The organism is Sphingobium sp. LMA1-1-1.1 (assembly GCF_040676365.1).
Lineage (GTDB): Bacteria > Pseudomonadota > Alphaproteobacteria > Sphingomonadales > Sphingomonadaceae > Sphingobium.
On record NZ_JBEGHS010000001.1, the window covers coordinates 183763 to 203280 of the forward strand.

A 19518-nucleotide genomic window follows, 5' to 3' on the forward strand; every position below is an offset into this window, starting at 1 on the left:
TCAATCTAAGCCTGGGTTGGTGCGGGGGCAAGTGGCGGCCTGGATCTGTCATCCCCGCCAGTAGATCCAGGCAGTCCATATCCAGCCTGCGATCATCAGCGTTCCGCCGATGGGCGTGACCGCGCCCAGCCATTTCGGCGCGCCGAGTGCCATGGCATAGAGAGAGAACGCGAAGATCGCCGCTCCGCCCAGTTGCAGCGCCGCCGGACCCCGCGCCACCCCCATGATGGCAAGCGCGCCGACCGCATGGATCAGTTGATACAGCCCGCCGGTGCGCAACCATTCCGCTGCCTGCGGATTGGCCGCGCCATGCGCGCCAAAGGCGCCTGCCGCTATCGCCACGGCTGCCGACAATGCCGCCAGAACACCGATCATGCTTCTTCCTCCCCGTCGCCGCGCGCCAGCAGGCGCATTCGCCTGCCTGGTCGATACATTAATTCCTTCGCAGCCATCAGAGTGCCATGCTCGATCTGCAGTTCCATGCGCTGCTCGTCATTGCGGCGATACTGCCGCTCCACCTCCTCCACCTCACCGGCCGGAACGCCGAGCGCTTCCATCGCCTGCACGCCCATGCAGATAGCCGATTCGAACACCTCGCGCACGACCCCGGCCAGATCCATGTCCCTGAGCGCCAGCAATTGCCGGCGGTCGAAGGCGCGTACCAGCAAGGCCGCCTGGGGAAAGGCCTCGGCTATGGGTTCCAGCACCCGCGCGTCGAGCGAAGGATCATCGATGCAGAAGGCGATCAGTCGCGCCTCTTCCCCGCCCGAACGGCGCAGCAGGTCGATGCGCGTGCCGTCGCCATAATAGACCTTCATGTCGAAGCGGCTGGACACCTCGATCTGGGACGGCTTCTTGTCGATCAACACGACGCCGAAGCCATGGCCCATCAGCATCTGGGCGACCGTCTGCCCGAACCGGCCATAGCCCACGATGATCGCGGTGCCGCGCGGCGCGTCTTCGGGAACGGAAAAGTCCCCCTTCACCTTGGGTTTGGCGAATTCCAGCTTGCGCGCGAACAGCATCAGGAAGGGCGTCGTCGCCATGGAGAAGGTGACGATCGCACTGAACAGGCTGGCGGCCTGGGGCGCGATCAGCAGGGCGCCCTGCGCCTGTGCGAACAGCACGAAGCCGAATTCGCCGCCCTGGCTCAACAGCAGGCCCGAGCCGATGGCCTGGTTCCATTCCATGCCGAACAATCGGGCAAGGCCGGTGATCAACGCGGCCTTGGTCAGCACCAATATCACCGCCATGCCGATGACGAACAGGGGATTGGCCGCCACCGCATGCAGGTCCAGCACCATGCCGACTGCCAGGAAGAACAGGCCGAGCAGGATGGAACGGAAGGGTTCGACATCCGCCTCTATCTCGTGCCGGTAGGGCGAATCCGCCAGCATCACGCCGGCCACGAAAGCGCCGAGCGCGGTGGAAAGGTGCAGCGCGTGCATCAGCGCCGCCGCTGCCAGCACGGTGAACAGGCCGACCACGACGAACAGTTCCCGCTCGCCCAGGCGCCCCACCAGGCGGAGCAGCGGACGCAGGATGAACCGGCCGGCCAGCACCAGCCCGGCAATGGCGGCCACTGTATAGCCGGCCATCATCCATCCCGGCGGACCGCCCACATCGGCCGGATTGCGGGACAGGGCCGCCACGATGGTGATCAGCGGGACGATCGAGAGATCCTGGAACAGCAGGATCGAGAACACCTTTTCACCAAAGGGCGAATTGATCCGCCCGCTGCTTTTGAGGCCCGGCAGCACCTGCGCCGTGGAGGACAGCGCCAGGGGCAGTCCCAGCGCGATGGCCGCGCCCCAGGTGAAGCCCGTGGTGTAGAAGATGATCGCCGTCAGCGCGCAGCCGCACAGCACCACCTGCGCCGCGCCCAGGGCAAAGATGTCGCGCTTCAGCCGCCATAGGCGGGCCGGATGCAATTCGAGCCCGACGAGGAACAACAGCAGCACGATGCCGATCTCGGCTATGGCGAGCTTCGATTCCGCTCCGCCGACGAGCCTCAGTCCCTGCGGCCCCACCAGCGCGCCCGCGACCAGATAACCGAGCACGGCGCCCAATCCCAGGCGGCGGAACAGGATGACGAACAGGACCGCCGCGCCGAGCAGGATAACGCCCTCGGACAATAATATGTCGGTAGCGGACACGGGAACCACGGCTGTCGACGCAAGCTGATCCTGCATCAGGCGTCGGCCATGCGCGCCGCTTCGGCAATGGCTTCGAAGCCCAGCCGGATGGAGGCGTGGCGAGCCGGATAGTCGCGGGCAGGGGCAAGGACAGCCAGCCCCGGCCAGAAATCTAGTTCATCGCTCTCCCCCGCCAGATAGGCGGTGAGCCGGTCCCGCGCGTCCGCCAGTTCATCGGCGGTAAGGCCGATCGCCTGCGCAGCCATCAGTGCCGCGGATGCCTGCCCCAGGGCGCAGGCCTTCACGTCCAGCCCGATGTCGGCGATCCGGCCATTTTCCATCCTGACGTCAGCGGTCACCCGCGACCCGCAGGTGGGCGACCGCTTCTCGACGCTCGCCTGCGCGTCGGGCAGCCGCCTGTGATGGGGTATGTTCGCGGCCAGCCGCAAAATGTCCTTGTTGTAGAGGGGGGCGCTCATGCCGATCCATGTAGGGCAGGAAGCGCGCCGGAGAAAGGGCGGATGGGGCCGCGAATGGCGCGGACGGTGAAAATAGTGTCGCGCGCCGGCGCAGGCAGAAGCGCATCATCGCCCGCCGCCATCAAGGTTGTTGATCGGCGGCGGCGGGCGCGGTCGGAACGATGATGCGCGGCGGGGGCGTGCCCGGCTGCGGTCCGGGAGTTGTCGGCTGCGGCCCTTGCGGCTGGTCGATCGGAAGGCGGATCTGGCCGTTCCCGACGTTCACCGTCACCCCCTGCGTGTCCAGGCCCACGCTCATATTGCCCAGCCCCGCCTCCGTAGCGACATTGGCGATGGCGTTGACCAGATCGCTGTCCTTGCTTTCCTCCGGCGCATCCTCGACCGGCTCGTTGATCGCTCCCGCCATGAAGTTGCGCCAGATGCGGGCCGGCACGCCGCCTCCCGCCGCGCCGCCGGGCAGGGGGCTGTTATCGTCATTGCCGATCCACACCGCCGTCACCAGCCCGCCTGCATAGCCGACGAAGATCGCGTCGCGGCTGTCCTGGGTCGTGCCGGTCTTGCCGAAAGTGCTGGTGCGCAGGGCGGCCGCGCTGCCGGTGCCGCGATTGGCGGCGGAAGACAGCAGGTCGCGGATCATTTCCAGCTGGTCGTCGCTGAAATGCTTCTGGCGGCTCAGCAACCGGTCGAACCAGCCCTGTTCTTCCGGAGGCAGGCCATGGGCCGGCACCGGATATGCGCCCGCCGCCACCGCCGCATAGGCTTCCGTCAATTCGACGAGCGGTATTTCCGACGTGCCGAGCGCCAGGCTCAGATCCTCCGTCAAGGGAGCGGTCACGCCCAGATCGCGCGCCACCTTGATGACATTGTCGACGCCCACCTTCTGCGTCAGCCTGACCGCCGCGACATTGCTCGATGCGGCGAAGGCCTGCCGCAATGTGATGCGCCCACGATATTTGCCGCCATGATTGGCCGGGCGATAGCTGCCCGTGGTGATCGGCGTGTCCTCGATGAAGTCATCGGGCGTCATGCCGGCGCGGAAGGCAGCCAGATAAACGAACAGCTTGAAGGTCGAACCCGGCTGCCTCCTGGCCTGAACGGCGCGGTTGAAGGCGCTTTCGCCATAGTTCCTGCCGCCGACCATCGCCACCACGCTGCCGTCCGGCTTCATCGCCACCAACGCGGCCTGCGCCTTGCCCAGCGGCGCGCGGCGGATCGCGGCCTCCGCCAGCCTCTGTATGCGCCAGTCCAGCGTAGTCGTCACATTCTGCGCACCATAGACCGCGCCGGCCCGGTCCCGCGCCTGCGGCAGCACCCAGTCCGCGAAATAGGTACCGCTGGTCGGATCGGGCGCATCTTGCACATTGAGCCGCGCCGGGGGCAGGGCGTCGCGTTCCGCCTTGCTGATATAGCCCGCCTCGACCATGGCCTGCGTCACCAGGGCGGCACGATCGCGCGCGCCCTTCAGGTTGGTGGTCGGGGCAAGGCGGGACGGCGCCTTCAGCAATCCCGCCAGCATCGCGGCCTGGGGGATCGTCAACCTTTCCGGCTGGCGGTTGAAATAGTGCAGCGATGCCGCGCGCAGGCCATAGACATTGTCCCCGAAATAGACGTTGGACAGGTATCGCTCCAATATCTGGTCCTTGGTCAGCCATGCCTCCAGCCAGAAGGCGATCAGCGCTTCGCGCGCCTTGCGTCCGAAGGTGCGGTCGCTGGAAAGGAACACCCCCTTGGCAAGCTGCTGCGTGATCGTGCTGCCGCCCTGGGAGGAACCGCTGGACCAGAGATTGTGCCAGGCCGCGCGCGCTATGCCGCGAGGGTCGACGCCCCAATGGTTATAGAATCGTCGGTCCTCGATCGCCATGAAGGCCTGCGGCACATGCTTGGGCAGGGCAGCGATGGTAACCGGCTTGTCGATGATCGCGCCGCGCCGCGCAATCAGATGGCCGTCCGCCGACATCAGGCTGATGCTGGGCGGCGCGATCGGCTTGAGCGATCGCGACATGGGCGCGGTGACCGCAAGCCAGGCGACAAGGATCATCAGCAGCGCCAGCAGCGCCGCGACGACCCACCCGGCTATCTGCGCCCGGCGCTTCCACGGCCGGGGCGGCGCGAAGGCGCTGGGCGGGCCGGCGCCGAAGGCGCGCTCTGGCAGGGCATCCGGGTCGGGAGTCGTCAGGGGGTCGTTCATTGCTTCGGCCATGCTGTGTTATTTGCTTGATACAGTCAAGCATGTCCCGTGGCGGGACAGGCACGGATTAACCGTAAACAGCGGTCTTTCCGATGGTAAAGAATCCGTTAACCTGCTGCCCATGAGAAGAACTCTGGTCCTGACGAGCGAGTCGACCCGCCACCCGTTCCGCCAACGGTTGCCGCGCCATGTGCTGCGCCCAGCCGTTGCAGAGGCGAGCCGCGATCGCGCGCCGCCGTCCGACGACAATGACTGGAAGCTGTTCATGCTGAGCTTCGGCGCCTTCTTCACGGCTTTCTACAGCTTCATTTTCTAGTTTTTCGGCGACCTGCCACCGGGAAGAGCGTCCGCGCTTCCGCCCGAAGGCAGGAGATTCGCCGGTATCGCCGTCTCAATCGCACGCCTTGTGCAATGTCCATGCGATCCACGCGCAGGGCAGGCACAGCGCCGCCACCAGCAGCAATTGGTTCACCACCGACAGGCCGGCGATGCTGAGGCTGATCGTCAGCAGCGACCCCAGCACCATCGCCCCTGAATTGACGATGTTGTTGGCCGCGACGGTCCGTGCCGCCTCGCACTTCTCGACGGTCGTGGTGAGGAAGGCGTAGAGCGGCACCACGAACATCCCCCCGAACGTCGCCACGCAAAGCAGGCAGAGCGACAAGGGGATCGCCAGCGGATGATGGAGGAAACCGGACAGGCTGAGCATCCTGCCGTCCGACCCGGCCATCCATAGGTCGCATATGATGTGGAAGGCGATGATGCTGATGCCCATGCCGATGACGGACGCAGGCGCATATCGGGCCGAGACATGGCCGCTCAGCAAGCGATTGATCGCCACCGATCCAATGGCGATGCCGATCGAAAAAATGCCCAGGAACAGGCTGGCTACCGATTTGTCGGCGCTCAGCACATTCTTGACCAGCGGCGGAAACTGGATGAACAGCACGGTGCCGACCGCCCAGAAGAAGCTGATAGCCATGATGGCGAGATAGAGCCGCCGGATGTGCATCGTTCCCCGCACCAGCGTGATCGAGGATCGGATGATGTGGAAGTCGATCGGCTGCCGCTCCAGCAGGGATGGTGCCGCGGGCACGTTGCGCCCCGTCAGCCAGCCGATAATGGCCGTCAGGATGATGCAGGCCGCTGCCGCCTGCACCGGGATGATCCCTGCCAATATCGTCCCGGCAAGGATGGCGATGTAAGTTCCGGCCTCGACCAGTCCGGTTCCGCCCAGCACTTCCTCGTCATGCAGATGCTGGGGAAGGATCGCATATTTGATCGGGCCGAAGAAGGTCGAATGGACCCCCATGGCGAACAGCGCGAGCAGAAGGAGAGGGATGGCGAGCAGATGCACGGCCACCCCGCTCCAGATGAGCGCCAGCCCGACCGCGCCGACCGTCATGATGACGATTTCGGCCGCCTTGACGATGCGGATGATCGCGGCCTTGTCGCGCTGGTCGGCAAGCTGGCCGGACAGGGCGGACATCAGGAAGAAGGGGAGGATGAACACGCCGGTCGCCAGCGCGCTGAACCAGGTTTCCGACTTCTCGTCATTGTAGACGGAATAGACGACGAACAGCACCATCGCATTCTTGAACAGGTTGTCGTTGAACGCGCCGAGGAGCTGAGTGATGAAAAGCGGCAGAAAACGTCGCTTGTTGAGGAGCCTTAGAGAGGCTTGCATGGGCGAGGGGGTCTTCTTCGCTGTGGATGAGCGTGGCGGGGTCTAGCGATAGAAGACGGGTGAGCACAAGCCCTCCGCGCCGAATGTCGACGCCCAATCATCCCGCCATGTTGCACGCCTGCTTGTGCGGCGGCCCCGACTGTGGCAGTTCGCCGCCATGCTGACGCTGCCTAATCTGCTGACGCTTTCGCGCATATTGACGGTGCCGCTGCTGGTCGCGCTGCTGTGGCCGGCGGAGGTCGGTGCGCGCTGGACGACCGGCTACATGCTGGCCTTCGCGCTTTACTGCCTGATGGGGATCACCGATTATTTCGACGGCTATCTGGCAAGGGCGCAGGGCGCCGTATCGAAACTGGGCATTTTTCTTGATCCCATAGCGGACAAGATCATGGTCGGCGCCGTGATCCTGATGCTGGCCGCCACCCGCGATATTTCCGGCATCCATATCGCTGCGGCGATGATCATCCTGCTGCGGGAGATCGCGGTGTCGGGCCTGCGCGAGTTTCTTGCCGGACTCCAGGTTTCCGTGCCGGTGTCGCGCCTCGCCAAATGGAAGACGACCTGCCAGCTCATCGCGCTGGGTGCCCTGATTCTAGCCGGCGCAGTGCCGCAATTCCCCTTTGTTCAATTGGTCGGCATCGCCACGCTCTGGGCGGCGGCGATCTTGACCCTCGTTACGGGTTGGGACTATCTGCGCGTCGGCATCAAGCATATGGATTGAACCGTGTCCGACCTGACGCTCGTCTATTTCGCCTGGGTTCGTGAGGCCATTGGCCGCGATGAGGAACAGGTCGAACGGCCTGCCGCCGATGTCACCATCAGTGCGCTCATCGCTACGCTGGCCACGCGGGGGGCAGGCTATGCCGAAGCCTTCGCCCGTCCGGAAAAGCTGCGCGCGGCGCTCGACCAGCATTTCGTGCCGCTGGACAGCGTGATTGGCGACGCGAAGGAACTGGCCATCTTTCCCCCGGTAACGGGCGGATGAGCCGCATCTCCATCCAGCTTGGCGATTTCGATCCCGGCGCGGAACTCGCCGCGCTGGAGGCTTTTGGTGGTGGCGGCGTCGCCAGCTTCACCGGCATCGTCCGGGGGGATGGCGATCTGGTCGCGCTCGAACTTGAACATTATCCTGCGATGACGACGGTACAGGTCGAACGCATCGTGGCGGAGGCATGCGAGCGCTGGCCTTTGCTTGGCGTGCGAGTGATCCACCGTTTCGGACGGCTGGTTCCGGGCGAGAGGATCGTGTTCGTGGGCACGGCATCCCGTCACCGAACAGCGGCGCTGGAGGCTTGCGCCTTCCTCATCGACTGGCTGAAATCCCGTGCGCCCTTCTGGAAGAAGGAACATTTTGCCGAGCGCACCGCCTGGGTGGATGCCCGCGCCGAGGATGATGAGAAGGCGGAGAGCTGGCAGCGTTGAGCCTGTCATGCACCTGTCTTGTTTTCCGCTATTTCTCGACCAGCGATAGGTTCCGATCCCCTGGAAGTCGCTCCAGGATCCGTCCTAGGCAGCCGCGCTGATCTCCTGCAGGTCCGCTGCGTCGCGCAGCAGTTCCGCCAACAGCCGAAACTCCTTGTCGCGCGGGCTGTTCTTCCGCCAAACCAGCGCGATGTCCCGATGCGCGCGTTCCGAACGAAGCGGGCGAGCGGTAATCTGCGTGTGGTTGAGCAAACCGCTGGCTATCGCCATTTCGGGCATGATGGTCATCCCCAGACCGTTGTCGACCATCTGGACCAGCGTATGCAGGGACGTTCCCATCATCATCGCGCTCGCGCGAATTTCCGGCCGGTTGCACGCCGCCAACGCATGGTCCTTCAGGCAGTGCCCGTCCTCCAGCAGCAACAGCTTGGTCTCGTCGATCATCTCGGGTGAGATCCATTCGGGCGGATCGCGCGGGTCGTCGCGGGGAAAGGCGACATAAAGCCGGTCCTGGAACAGAAATTCGCTGTCCAGTTCCCCAGTCGGAAAGGGCAGGGCGAGCAGCACGCAATCCACATTGCCGTGCCGCAGGGACTCGATGGCCGCCTGTGTCGTTTCCTCGCGCAGATAGAGTTTCAGTTCCGGTCGCTCGCCACGCAGCCGGGGCAGCAGCCGGGGGAGCAGGAAGGGGGCGATGGTGGGAATGACGCTCATCCGCAGTTCGCCCGTCAACGGCTTGCCCGACGCCTCGGCGATGGCGGCCAGTTCTTCGGCCTCGCGCAGCACCCGATGCGCCTTTTCAACGATACGATCGCCCAGAGCGGTGAAGCGGACGACCCGCCGCGTCCGCTCGACCAGCGTGATGCCGATCAGCGATTCCAGCTCGCGAATACCGGCGGACAGCGTCGACTGGGTGACGAAGCAGCTATCCGCGGCCTTGCCGAAATGGCCATGCTCCTTCAGCGCGACAAGATATTGAAGCTGCTTGAGGGTGGGCATGTAACTGGACATTGATCGCTTTCCTCGATTGGAAAGCCCAATATAATTAACTCAACCAATATATCCAAGCCATTTGGCCACGCCGAACAGCGATGTGAGGGTCAGGATCGATCCCACGGCGATGAAGAGGGTTCTGGGCGCGACATGCCGGGCCAGCATCGCGCCGAAAGGTGCGGCGATCACGCCACCGATCAAAAGGCCGACCGTGTAGGTGGTGAAGGTTTCCCAGCCCAGATGCAGCAGGAAGGTCAGGCTGATGGCGGTCGTCAGGATGAATTCGACGCTGTTCACCGTGCCGATGGTATGGCGCGGGCTGGATCCCTGGATCAGCAGGTTCGACGTCACCACAGGCCCCCATCCGCCGCCGCCCGTGGCATCCATGAAGCCCCCGACCAGGCCGAGCGGCGCCACCCATTTGGGATTGCGCGCCTGGGGCGGATAATGAAAACCGCGCCATATCAGGTAGACGCCGATCGCCGTCAGATAGGCCTGCACAAAGGGTTTGATCACCGCCCCGTCCACATTGGACAGCAGATAGGCCCCGGCCACGCCCCCGACCACGCCCGGAATGATGAGGCGCGCGAACAGGCGCCAGTCGACATTTCTGTGAAGGATGTGGCTGATGGCCGACACGCCCGTCGTGAAGGTTTCGGCCGCATGGACGCTTGCCGACGCCCTGCTGGGCGGCACGCCCAGCGCCAGGAGGAGCGTGCTGGAAATGACGCCATAGGCCATGCCGAGGGCGCCGTCGATCATCTGGGCGCCGAAACCGATGAGAATGAAGGGCAGGACTTCGCCGAAACGGGCGATCAATATGTCGATCATTCACTGGTCCCTGTTACATTGTCTACCGCTTTGATTGGTATATCACGGGCCGCCAAGAAACTTTCTGTTTTATCGGACGAAGCCGAAATAGCCCACCATCTGGAAAATTCATCCTTTTGCGCTTATGTACCGCCTGGTCGGTTTTCATCAGGGGCGCTTCATGCTGCGCAATCTTATTGCCTATCTGGATTCGGTCAAAGCTCGCGATCCTGCTCCGCGTTCGCGCGCCGAAATTCTGCTCTATCCGGGTGTCTGGTCGCTGGCCTTTCACCGGGTCGCGCATCGGCTTTACAGGGCGCGCCTCTATTTCCTGGCCCGCGCGGTGAACCATTTTTCCCGGTTCCTGACCGGCAACGACATTCACCCCGGCGCGCGCATCGGCAAGCGCTTCTTCATCGATCATGGCTTCACCGTGATCGGGGAGACGGCCGAGATCGGGAATGACGTCACCCTCTACCAGAATGTGACATTGGGGGGGACGGACCCCGCCAATGGCATCGCCGGGAAGCGCCATCCGACGCTGGAAGACGGCGTGATCGTCGGTTCCGGTGCCCAGGTGCTGGGTCCGGTGCGCGTGGGCGCCCGTGCCCGCGTCGGCGCCAACGCCGTCGTGACCAAGGATGTGAAGGAGGGCGCGACCATGGTCGGCATTCCCGCGCGTCCCATGCTGGTCGACGTGACGGCCTATCAGCGGGAATTCCTGCCCTATGGCACGCCTTGCTCCGACTGCGTCGACCCGGACAAGCAGAAGCTGGAAATGCTCCAGCTTGAAATCGACCAGTTGCAGAAGCGCCTCGCCGACCTGCTGGCCGAACGGAGCAATGCGCCTGCGGATCATCTTGCCGAGCTCAGGGAGCGTGGCCGCGCCTGATGAGCAATGTGACGCCGTTTCCGTCGCAAGCGGCCCGGGGCGCGGCTGGCCCGGCCGGTCAGACCGGGTTCGATCGCCTCGAACTTCAGCGTATCATGGATCTTTACGGCCGCATGGTCGCGGCCGGGCATTGGCGCGATTACGCCATTGACATGGGGCGGGAAGCGGCGATCTTCTCCGCATTCCGCCGGTCCGCCGAGCGACCGGAATTCCGCATCGAAAAGCGGCCCTCGCTGCGTCATCGCCAGGGCATGTGGGCCTTGATCGGGGAGGCAGGCCATGTGTTGAAGCGCGGCGCCGAGCTTCAGGGCATACTCGCGCCCGTGGAACGCCGGCTGCTCAAGATCGTGGGGGATTGATCCGCTGCCTCGTGAAGGCGCGGATGGATCGTTCCCTATAATAATGCGGCTTTTCCCTGGCCCGTCTCTCAGACCCGTTCATTTTTATCGAAACATGCGCATCGTTGACGCTACGGCGTTCGACGGCCATGCGCCCGCCGCCGCAAGGTCGCCAAATTCGATCTTTTGTCGCGCTGTGCGAGGTGATAGCGCGTTTCCGTAAATCATGAAGGAGGGGCCTGGCCCATGAGTTTGCCGGCATTTTTGGAGGGCCGTTTGTCCCTGCCGCTGATCGGCTCGCCGATGTTCATCATCTCGCAGCCGGCGCTCGTCATCGCCCAGTGCCGCGCCGGGATCGTGGGCGCCTTTCCTTCGCTCAACGCCCGTCCGTCGGGCGTGTTCGAACAATGGCTCCAGCAATTGGGGGAAGCCCTGACGGACAGGGACGCGCCCTTCGCGGTCAACCTGATCGTGCACAAGACCAACAGCCGGCTGGAGGAGGATCTCGCTCTCTGCGTCAAATATCGCGTGCCGATCGTGATCACTTCGCTGGGCGCGCGGGAGGATGTGAACGAGGCGGTGCACAGCTACGGCGGCATCGTCCTTCATGACGTCATCAACAATATCTTCGCGCGCAAGGCGATCGAAAAGGGCGCGGATGGCCTGATCGCCGTGGCCGCGGGGGCAGGCGGTCATGCCGGCACCCTCTCGCCCTTTGCGCTGGTCGAGGAAATCCGCGCCTGGTTCGACGGGCCGCTCGCTCTCTCAGGCGCGATAGCGACCGGCCGCTCGATCGCGGCGGCGCGGATGATGGGGGCTGACTTCGCCTATATGGGGTCATCCTTCATCGCGACCGAGGAAGCCAATGCCGAGCTCGCCTACAAGCAGATGATCGTCGACAGCGGGTCGGCCGACATTGTCTATTCCGACTATTTCACCGGCGTGCTCGGCAATTATCTGCGCCCCAGCATCACCGCTGCCGGGCTGGACGCAGACAATCTGCCCAAGGCTTCGCAAATGGATTTTTCCAGCGCTTCAGGTGGCGCAAAGGCGTGGCGCGATGTCTGGGGCGCGGGCCAGGGCATTGGCGCAATCCGCGGCGTCCAGCCTGCCGCCGACTTCATCGCCCAGCTCCGATCCGAATATCAGGCCGCCATTGCCGCCTTCAAAGCATAGCGGGGCCAGGCCCTTCGCAGGAAAAACTAGGCCCCAGGACGTCCCACCCAGCCTTCTGCCTTATGGCCGGATCAGAGGAAGTCCCGCAGTTCCGCGATGAAGCGGTCGAACTGGTCATGATGCAGCCAATGGCCGGCATCCGCGAATTCGACCAGCCGCGCATCCTGGAAATGCGCGGCGCGTCCGTCCTTCACCGGATTGGACGCCCAGCTATCCAGCCCCAGGCACAGGAGCGTGGGGCATGCGATCCGCTCCCAGAACTGCGGCAGGCTGATGTCGGACCAGGCCTGCGGCGCGGGATCATGGAGATAGGGGTCGAATTTCCAGCGATAGCTACCATCCTCGTTGCGATTGACGCCATGGATGGTGAGATGCATCGCCTGCTCGACCGACAGATGGTCGTTGCGTTCCCGCATGCGCGCGACCGCGGCCTCGATGGTCGGGTAATGCCGCCGCGTCTGGCGCGCGCGCCCTCGCCGCTTCTCGATCCACTGCAGCCACTGGTCCGGTTCGGCCTTTTGCGCCTGCTCCTCGATCCGGCCCGGCGACAGGCCCAGCCCTTCAATGGCGACGACCTTGGCGACCCTTTCCGGGAAAAGCCCGGCATAGCGGAGCGCGATCGAGCCGCCCAGCGAATGGCCGACCAATATCACCGGCTCCCGGCCCAGTTGCTCGATCAACTGCGCCAGATCGTAGACATAGTTCGCCGTCATATAGGAACCCTCGGCCGACCAGGCGCTGTCGCCATGGCCACGCAGGTCCGGTGCGATGACATGATAATCCTTCGCCAGTGCCCGCGCCGTCCAGTCCCAGCTGCGGGCGTGGTCGAACCCGCCATGCACCAGGATCAGCGTCGGGGCTGCACTGTTGCCCCAATCCAGATAGTGGAGGCGCATGCGCAGCGACGTGTAGAAATGGGAAGTCGGCGCGGCTTGCCTGTTCATGCGATCCTGCGGAAGAGGGTACGGGGGAGGGACGACGTTCATGTCTCTTTGGCGAACTTCCCGACGCATGCAAGGGGCTAGGGCAAGGAAATCCTTGCTTTACGCCTGTTTCGTCAAGCTTTGGTAACGATCGCCGCCTACAGGTTGTCGGACGGCGGGGCCAACCGCACGAGCTTCTGGCCGCCCTGCGTCACCGCTGTCACGATGCGCGCCAGCTCCGCCTGCTTGAACGGTTTGTCCAGCCGGGGCCGTCGCGTCATGTTGGGCGGCAATTCGGCAAAGCCGGTGATGATCACCACGGGCAGGCCGGAGAATCGTTCGTCGATCTGATCGGCAAGCTGGGTTCCCGTCATGCCCGGCATGGCATAGTCGGTGATGACCAGGTCGACGCTGCCTTTTTCCAGCACGCGCAGCGCGTCCCGTCCCGACGTCGCCTGGAATACGGTATGCCCCAGTTCCTCCAGCATGCCGGCGGTGTTCGTCAGCACCAGGTCATCGTCGTCGACCGCGAGGATCACCAGCGGCTCGGCCAGCGCCAGCATGTCGGGTATGTCCGCGACATCCTCCCTGACCTCGTCGGCCGGCGCCCAGGGCAGCCACAGCGATACCGTAGTCCCCTTGCCCGGCTCGCTGGCGATGGTCAGCAAACCGCCGCATTGTTCGGCAAAGCCATGCACCATCGACAGGCCCAGGCCCGTGCCCTTGCCGACCCCCTTGGTCGTGAAAAACGGTTCGCGCGCGCGTTCCAGCGTGGCTGCGTCCATGCCCTCGCCTTCATCGATCACGGACAGGCGCACATAGCGACCATCCGCCAGGTCGGGGCGCTGCGCCTTCGACAGCGTAGCCTCCGCGCCCTCTATGATGATCCTCCCGCCGTCCGGCATGGCGTCGCGGGCGTTGACCGCCAGGTTGAGCAGAGCCAGTTCCAGTTGCGCCGGATCGGCATGGGCGGCGCTCAGTTGCAGGGGAAAGCGGGTCTCTATGGCCACACCGTTGCCCAGGGTCGTCTTCAACAGGTCCGCCATGTCCCGGACCAGCGTCACGCAATCCACGCTTCGCAGCTTCAGTTCCTGCTTGCGCGCGAAGGCGAGCATGCGCTGCGTCAGCGTCGCGCCGCGCTCCGCCGCCGTCATCGCATTGTCGATATAGCGGGATATGTCCGCCCCGCTCGCCAGCCGCTGCCGCGCCAGGTCCAGACTGCCGACGATCACGGCCAGCAGATTGTTGAAATCATGGGCGACGCCGCCAGTCAGCTTGCCGATGGCATCCATCTTCTGCGCCTGGAACACCACTTCCCGCGCTTCTTCCAGCGCCAGTTGCGTCTCCCTTCGCTCGGTCAGGTCGCGCGTGATCTTGGCAAAGCCGATCAATTCACCCTGCGCGCTGCGGATCGTATCGATGATGACATGCGCCCAGAATCGGGATCCGTCCTTGCGGATGCGCCACCCCTCGGCCTCGAACCGGCCCTCGCGCGCCGCCGTATCCAGCGCTCTGGAGGGCAGCCCCGCCATGCGGTCCTCCTCCGAATAGAAGCGAGAGAAATTCTGACCCAATATCTCTTCGGTCTTGTATCCCTTGAAGCGTTCCGCGCCCGGATTCCAGCTCGTGATCGTCCCCACGGGGTCGAGCATGTAGATCGCATAGTCGGTGACGCCCTGCACCAGAAGACGGAAGCGTTCCTCGCTGCGCCGCAATTCCTCCTCGGCGGCGCGGCGCTCCGTCAGGTCGCGGGTGACCTTGGCGAAGCCGATGAGCCGGCCGCCGGGTTCGCGGATGGGATCGATGACGACATGCGCCCAGAAACGCGATCCGTCCTTGCGCACGCGCCATCCCTCCGCCTCGAACCGCCCGGCATGTTCGGCGGTCTCCAGCGCCCGGGCGGGAAGTCCGGCCGCCTGATCCTCCGCCGTGTAGAAGCGGGAAAAATGCTGGCCGATGATCTCTTCGGCATCATAGCCCTTGAAACGCCGCGCGCCGGCGTTCCAACTCGCGACGATGCCGGTTTCCGACAGCATGTAGATGGCATAGTCGGTAACATTCTGGACCAGCAACTCGAAGCGGTTTCCAGATCCTTCCGGCGCCGCCGTGTGCATTTGGGCATTCCCGTCGAATAGCGTGTCCGTTTCCTGCAACGCGCAGCCGCAGGGGACGTTCCGTTTGCGAAAGAAATTGTCGGCATGGGCGGAGCCCGCGCGGCATTGACTTGCCCGTGCCCTACGCGCCAAGGAGGCGCCCATAGCAGCAGGATGGGACGCATATGGGCATGACCGAAGGGGTAACCGTCGTCGGCGAAGCGATGCTGGAGTTGAGCCGCGCTTCGGGGGAGGGTGGTCCGGACGGCGGCTGGAATTTGCGTTATGGCGGCGACGTCATCAATACCGCGATCCATCTGGCCCGCTGCGGCGACCAGGTGCGCTTCGCCAGCGCGATCGGCGCCGATCCCATGAGCGCGGAACTGCGCGCCGCATGGGAGGGGGAGGGGGTCGACACGTCCCTGCTGCTCGCGGCGGAGGGAAGGCTACCCGGCCTCTATGCCATAGAAACCGATGCGCAGGGCGAACGCAGCTTTCACTATTGGCGGGGAGAGGCGGCCGCCAGGCGCATGTTCGACCTGCCGGGAAGCGCCGCCATGATGGAACAGGCGGCCCGGTCGAAACTGCTGTATTTCTCGCTGATCACCCTGGCCATATTGCCCGAAGAGGCGCGCGAGAAGCTGCTTGGCCTGTGCGGCACGGTCCGTGCCAATGGCGGCAAGGTGGCGTTCGACGGCAATTATCGCGCCCGGCTCTGGCCCGATGCGGACACGGCCCGGCAGTGGCGGGACCGGGCGATCGCCGTCAGCGACATGGGCCTGCCGACCCTCGCTGACGAAGTGGAGATGGGCGAAGTCGACGATGCCGGGGACGCCGCCCGCCGCTGGGGCGCGGATGAAGGCCGGGAGGTCGTTGTGAAGCTCGGCGCGGAGGGATGCCTGGTGGACGGGCGGATCGTTGCTCCTCCGGCAAAGCTGAGCGTCGTCGATTCGAGCGGCGCGGGCGACGCGTTCAACGGCGGCTATCTCCACGCCCGTCTCGCCGGCCGCACCCCCGGCGAAGCGGCGATCGCCGGGCATCGTCTGGCCGGCTGGAATATCGGCCGCCGCGGCGCCATACCGGCCCGCGATGCCGAGGCACCCTATGCCGATCTCTGAAACTCTCCGCCGTGATCGCGTTGACGGCACCAGGATCAAAGGCTAAGCCGCGTTCCACCCGGGCGGGTGTAGCTCAATGGCAGAGCAGAAGCTTCCCAAGCTTACGACGAGGGTTCGATTCCCTTCACCCGCTCCAATTCTCGATCTCAGGACATTCCCGACAGCTTTATAAATCGCTGAAATATGCGGTATTTTTCGGGTCATCCGGCTCGTGAAATCTCCCTTCATGCCATGGAAGCCCAGGCAAAAGTGGGGCCTTTTTCGAAAATAGCGGGCCAAAAAAATGCACGAGGCCCCCGTGGCCGGTTCGTCTGGTCGGTGACGAAGACGGGCAAGGTCGGCCTGACCTCGGCGCAGCTTTCCATGCTGCTCGAAGGCATTGACTGGCGACGCCCGCATCGGACAGATCGCTCCGCCGCCAGTCATAAGATCCTCCATCGTTCAATTTTCTGGATCATTCGTCTCCAAATAAGTGGATGTTCCCGAATTGCAGATCCTGTCAGATCGCCGTGGCAAAAACATCGCTGGAGCGGTGCCGTGGCGCAGGTTCTCGTTCTCTATCATTCGACTTACGGGGACGTCGAGAGGATGGCGCAGGCAGCAATTCAAGAATCTGGCCCGCGCCAGCGCGGCACTCTAAATCGGCACCGAGGAAAACATGCGCATCCTTGAAACTGAAATCACAATCGACGCCTCGCCCCATGCTGTATGGAGCGTTCTAGACGATCTGGATAGCTATCCAGAGTGGAACAAGCTGGTGCCGGATCTGACTGGTCGGACCACGGTGGGCCAGACCGTGCGCGGCACACTCGTGCAGGCCAACCTGCCAGATGTCGCCCTTCAGCCTGAACTCACGAGGATCGTTGGCGCTCGCGAACTACGTTGGCTGACGGATGTACCAGGAGAGCAGGGCTTTACGGCCGAGCACTGCTTCATCCTGGAGCCGCTTCAAGATGGCACTACCCGTGTGAGGCATTTCGAAAATTTCGATGGACCTTTTTCCGAAATCATGTGGCCGGGGATCGATATCCACAGCCGTGTCGCATACAACCAGATGAACGTTGACCTGAAGGCTCGGGTTGAAGCTCTGGCTTCAGCCAATATTGCCATACATCCCTGCGTTGACGCCGGGCAAAGGCCGCAATCAGAAGAACCTGTCGAGCACCTGACTTGCAAATGTACATCCGATCCCGTCGAAGCGAGCGTCGTGGGTCCGGTCTACCACAGTCATTTGTGCGGATGCAGCAAGTGTTGGAAGCCCGAAGGCGCACTCTTCGCATTGACTGCCGTTGCGCCGTCCAGTTCGATCCAGATCCGCTCCAACGCTGCTAAGTTGGCCATTGTCGACGAGAACCAGTCGATCCAGCGACACGCTTGTACCTCTTGTGGTGCCCACATGGTGGGCAAGGTTCCAAACCCTGATCATCACTTCTACGGCCTAGATTTCCTGCATCCCGAACTAGGCAATGTGCCGCCGCGTGCCCCTGAATTTGCGGGATTTGTCTCGTCAATTGTAGAGACCGGTACCCCCGCCTCGAAAATGAGCGGTATCCGGCGTCAACTAGCTGATAATAATATTGCAGCTTATGACGCCTTCTCACCGGAGCTAATGGACTTGATCGCTTGGCACAAGGTGAAGATCTCAAGGGCAGCTTCACTTTCTTCTAAGAGCCCGATTCATAATCATTCGACGTAATTTCATGGCCTTGCGATGCGGCGCGCGAAGATCTGGACCGAGGCGATGAAGAGCCACGCGGTTGCCGATGCGATAGTCTGCTCGAAGTCTTTGGCGAGGCGTCGGTTCCGTTTCAGCCATGCCAGCGTGCGTTCCACCACCCAACGCCCGGGCAGCACTTCGAAGCCTTTCACCGCTCCATTTTCCCGTCCTCAGACATGGCGATAACTTTCAGGCCATATCTCGACGCGCGTCGGCCTGCACAGGCTTTGTTCGCGCGGATATCCTCCCGCCGTGCAGGTCTGCCGCATCAAAGCGGCAGGCCGACATAATTTTCGGCGATGGTCGTCTGCGCCGCGACGGACGAGGCGATATAATCCAGGTCCGCGAGCTGCATCCGCCTGTCAAACGCGTCATTGTCCGGGAAACGATGCATCAGCCGCGTCAGTTGCCAGGAGAAGCGCTCCGCCTTCCAAATCCGGGCGAGGGCGCGGTCCGAATAGCCGGCAATGGCGTCATTGTCGCCGCGCCGGAAATAGGCGACCAGCGCCTCCGACAGGTAATGGACGTCGGATGCCGCAAGATTGAGCCCCTTCGCCCCGGTCGGCGGCACGATATGCGCGCTGTCGCCAGCCAGCATGAGGCGGCCGTGACGCATCGGTTCGAACACGAAGGATCGCAGCGGCGCGATCGACTTTTCCAGCGATGGCCCCCGGACGATCTGCGCGCCCGCTTCCGGCCCCAGCCTGATGGCCAGTTCATCCCATAGCCGCTCGTCCGGCCAGTCCTCGACCTTCTCGTCCAGCGGAACCTGGATATAATAGCGGCTGCGCGTCTCCGAACGCATGGACGCCAGTGCGAAGCCGCGATCATGATTGGCGTAGATCAGTTCATGATTGCAGGGCGGCACGTCGGCCAGGATGCCCAGCCAGCCGAAGGGATAGATTTTTTCGAAGGGCTTTCCCACCGATGCTGGAATGGCGGCACGGGAAGGGCCATGAAATCCGTCGCAGCCGCAGATGAACTGCGCATCGATCCGCCGGGTTGCGCCATTTTCGGTAAAGCTGAGATAGGGCGCGTCCCCCTCCAGGTCGTGGAGCGCCACGTCCCCCGCTTCGTAGATCACGTTGAGGCCGCGTTCGAGCGCCGCGTCCATCAGGTCACGCGTCAATTCCGTCTGTCCATAGACCATGACCTGCCGGCCGGTGAGCGCGGCGACGTCGATGCGGATGAGGCGTTCGCCATCCGCCAGATGGAAGCCGTCATGCGGCAGCCCCTCCCGGTGCATCCGTTCGCCCAGGCCCAGCCGGTCCATCAGATCGGTCGTCGTCCGCTCCAGAACCCCGGCGCGAATGCGTCCAAGCACATAATCGGCCGAGGCCCGCTCCACGACGACGACGTCCAGCCCCTCGGCGCGCAGCAAATGGCCCAGCAAAAGGCCGGCCGGTCCCGCGCCGACAATGGCGACTTGCGTTTTCATGGCGCTGTTCCTCTCATGTCTTGTCCGGCTTCTTCTGGCGCGGACGGGGCTTGCCTGCCATGGCTATGCCAGCATATAGATTGGACGATCCAACAGTTTTTTGGGCGTC

19 protein-coding genes, 1 tRNA gene and 2 pseudogenes are annotated in these 19518 nt (G+C 63.8%); 11 read left to right on the top strand and 11 right to left on the bottom strand.

Annotated features, from left to right (window positions below):
• Nucleotides 1-48 precede the first annotated feature (48 nt).
• The 4 genes from MRBLMA1_RS01005 to MRBLMA1_RS01020 all read right to left on the bottom strand — a co-directional run bounded on the left by MRBLMA1_RS01005 (nt 49) and on the right by MRBLMA1_RS01020 (nt 4814).
• A complete protein-coding gene (locus tag MRBLMA1_RS01005) occupies nt 49-375 on the bottom strand; it encodes a DUF423 domain-containing protein (protein WP_363734542.1) in 327 nt (108 codons plus the stop codon).
• Nucleotides 372-2192 (bottom strand): monovalent cation:proton antiporter-2 (CPA2) family protein, encoded by a 1821-nt coding sequence (locus MRBLMA1_RS01010; protein WP_363734543.1) that lies wholly within the window; start codon nt 2190-2192, stop codon nt 372-374. Before MRBLMA1_RS01010 ends, MRBLMA1_RS01005 begins: the two co-directional genes overlap by 4 nt.
• On the bottom strand, nt 2192-2614 hold the full coding sequence (locus MRBLMA1_RS01015) for an iron-sulfur cluster assembly scaffold protein (RefSeq protein ID WP_363734544.1): 423 nt from the start codon (nt 2612-2614) through the stop codon (nt 2192-2194). Before MRBLMA1_RS01015 ends, MRBLMA1_RS01010 begins: the two co-directional genes overlap by 1 nt.
• 121 nt (nt 2615-2735) lie before the next feature.
• Complete coding sequence (locus MRBLMA1_RS01020; RefSeq protein ID WP_363734545.1) at nt 2736-4814, bottom strand: transglycosylase domain-containing protein; 2079 nt, start codon at nt 4812-4814, stop codon at nt 2736-2738.
• A 109-nt stretch (nt 4815-4923) separates the two neighbouring features.
• On the opposite strand from MRBLMA1_RS01020, the gene MRBLMA1_RS01025 reads away from it, so the two are divergent.
• The gene (locus MRBLMA1_RS01025) at nt 4924-5118 is read left to right on the top strand and encodes a hypothetical protein (RefSeq protein WP_363734546.1); all 195 of its coding nucleotides are present in this window, start codon (nt 4924-4926) and stop codon (nt 5116-5118) included.
• Nucleotides 5119-5193: 75 nt separating this feature from the next.
• Here the strand turns inward: MRBLMA1_RS01025 and MRBLMA1_RS01030 are convergent, their stop codons facing one another.
• Nucleotides 5194-6489 (bottom strand): MFS transporter, encoded by a 1296-nt coding sequence (locus tag MRBLMA1_RS01030; RefSeq protein WP_363734547.1) that lies wholly within the window; start codon nt 6487-6489, stop codon nt 5194-5196.
• A gap of 157 nt (nt 6490-6646) precedes the next feature.
• On the opposite strand from MRBLMA1_RS01030, the gene pgsA reads away from it, so the two are divergent.
• From pgsA to MRBLMA1_RS01045, 3 genes are read left to right on the top strand one after another with little or no spacing between them, the layout of a single operon-like run.
• A complete protein-coding gene (pgsA, locus tag MRBLMA1_RS01035) occupies nt 6647-7210 on the top strand; it encodes a CDP-diacylglycerol--glycerol-3-phosphate 3-phosphatidyltransferase (protein WP_133652261.1) in 564 nt (187 codons plus the stop codon).
• Between the two features lie 3 nt (nt 7211-7213).
• Nucleotides 7214-7474, top strand: a complete 261-nt coding sequence (locus MRBLMA1_RS01040; RefSeq protein WP_363734548.1) for a MoaD/ThiS family protein — start codon at nt 7214-7216, stop codon at nt 7472-7474.
• Nucleotides 7471-7911: a molybdenum cofactor biosynthesis protein MoaE gene (locus MRBLMA1_RS01045; protein WP_363734549.1), complete on the top strand. Its 441-nt coding sequence runs from the start codon at nt 7471-7473 to the stop codon at nt 7909-7911. Before MRBLMA1_RS01040 ends, MRBLMA1_RS01045 begins: the two co-directional genes overlap by 4 nt.
• Before the next feature lie 84 nt (nt 7912-7995).
• Here the strand turns inward: MRBLMA1_RS01045 and MRBLMA1_RS01050 are convergent, their stop codons facing one another.
• The gene (locus MRBLMA1_RS01050) at nt 7996-8922 is read right to left on the bottom strand and encodes a hydrogen peroxide-inducible genes activator (RefSeq protein WP_133652258.1); all 927 of its coding nucleotides are present in this window, start codon (nt 8920-8922) and stop codon (nt 7996-7998) included.
• 39 nt (nt 8923-8961) lie between these two features.
• Complete coding sequence (locus MRBLMA1_RS01055) at nt 8962-9735, bottom strand: sulfite exporter TauE/SafE family protein (RefSeq protein WP_363734550.1); 774 nt, start codon at nt 9733-9735, stop codon at nt 8962-8964.
• A 160-nt stretch (nt 9736-9895) separates the two neighbouring features.
• Here MRBLMA1_RS01055 and epsC point away from each other — a divergent pair, with 160 nt between their 5' ends.
• The 3 genes from epsC to MRBLMA1_RS01070 all read left to right on the top strand — a co-directional run bounded on the left by epsC (nt 9896) and on the right by MRBLMA1_RS01070 (nt 12120).
• Nucleotides 9896-10606: a serine O-acetyltransferase EpsC gene (gene epsC / locus MRBLMA1_RS01060; protein ID WP_363734551.1), complete on the top strand. Its 711-nt coding sequence runs from the start codon at nt 9896-9898 to the stop codon at nt 10604-10606.
• A complete protein-coding gene (locus tag MRBLMA1_RS01065; RefSeq protein WP_363734552.1) occupies nt 10606-10965 on the top strand; it encodes a DUF2794 domain-containing protein in 360 nt (119 codons plus the stop codon). The genes epsC and MRBLMA1_RS01065 overlap by 1 nt, the downstream gene beginning before the upstream one ends.
• Nucleotides 10966-11190: 225 nt before the next feature.
• Nucleotides 11191-12120 carry an NAD(P)H-dependent flavin oxidoreductase gene (locus MRBLMA1_RS01070; RefSeq protein WP_363734553.1) on the top strand — a complete coding sequence of 310 codons (930 nt, stop codon included), beginning with the start codon at nt 11191-11193 and terminating at the stop codon, nt 12118-12120.
• Nucleotides 12121-12191: 71 nt separating this feature from the next.
• Here MRBLMA1_RS01070 and MRBLMA1_RS01075 read toward each other — a convergent pair whose 3' ends face one another.
• The gene (locus tag MRBLMA1_RS01075) at nt 12192-13064 is read right to left on the bottom strand and encodes an alpha/beta fold hydrolase (protein WP_363734554.1); all 873 of its coding nucleotides are present in this window, start codon (nt 13062-13064) and stop codon (nt 12192-12194) included.
• A gap of 137 nt (nt 13065-13201) precedes the next feature.
• Nucleotides 13202-15157, bottom strand: a complete 1956-nt coding sequence (locus MRBLMA1_RS01080) for a hybrid sensor histidine kinase/response regulator (RefSeq protein WP_363734555.1) — start codon at nt 15155-15157, stop codon at nt 13202-13204.
• A 164-nt stretch (nt 15158-15321) separates the two neighbouring features.
• On the opposite strand from MRBLMA1_RS01080, the gene MRBLMA1_RS01085 reads away from it, so the two are divergent.
• The 4 genes and pseudogenes from MRBLMA1_RS01085 (at nt 15322) to MRBLMA1_RS01100 (ending at nt 17950) form a co-directional block, all read left to right on the top strand.
• A complete protein-coding gene (locus tag MRBLMA1_RS01085; protein ID WP_363734556.1) occupies nt 15322-16254 on the top strand; it encodes a sugar kinase in 933 nt (310 codons plus the stop codon).
• Between the two features lie 62 nt (nt 16255-16316).
• Nucleotides 16317-16390 (top strand) — tRNA-Gly (locus MRBLMA1_RS01090).
• A 152-nt stretch (nt 16391-16542) separates the two neighbouring features.
• Nucleotides 16543-16659: pseudogene (gene tnpB, locus MRBLMA1_RS01095) on the top strand (IS66 family insertion sequence element accessory protein TnpB); the annotation flags it as partial.
• Nucleotides 16660-16912: 253 nt separating this feature from the next.
• Nucleotides 16913-17950, top strand: coding sequence for an SRPBCC family protein (locus tag MRBLMA1_RS01100; RefSeq protein ID WP_363734557.1), 1038 nt, complete (start codon nt 16913-16915; stop codon nt 17948-17950).
• A 2-nt stretch (nt 17951-17952) separates the two neighbouring features.
• Here the strand turns inward: MRBLMA1_RS01100 and MRBLMA1_RS01105 are convergent.
• Both MRBLMA1_RS01105 and pobA read right to left on the bottom strand, forming a co-directional pair.
• Nucleotides 17953-18123 (bottom strand): annotated as a pseudogene (locus tag MRBLMA1_RS01105) (transposase); the annotation flags it as partial.
• Nucleotides 18124-18239: 116 nt separating this feature from the next.
• Nucleotides 18240-19409 (bottom strand): 4-hydroxybenzoate 3-monooxygenase, encoded by a 1170-nt coding sequence (gene pobA / locus MRBLMA1_RS01110; RefSeq protein ID WP_363734558.1) that lies wholly within the window; start codon nt 19407-19409, stop codon nt 18240-18242.
• Nucleotides 19410-19518: the final 109 nt, after the last annotated feature.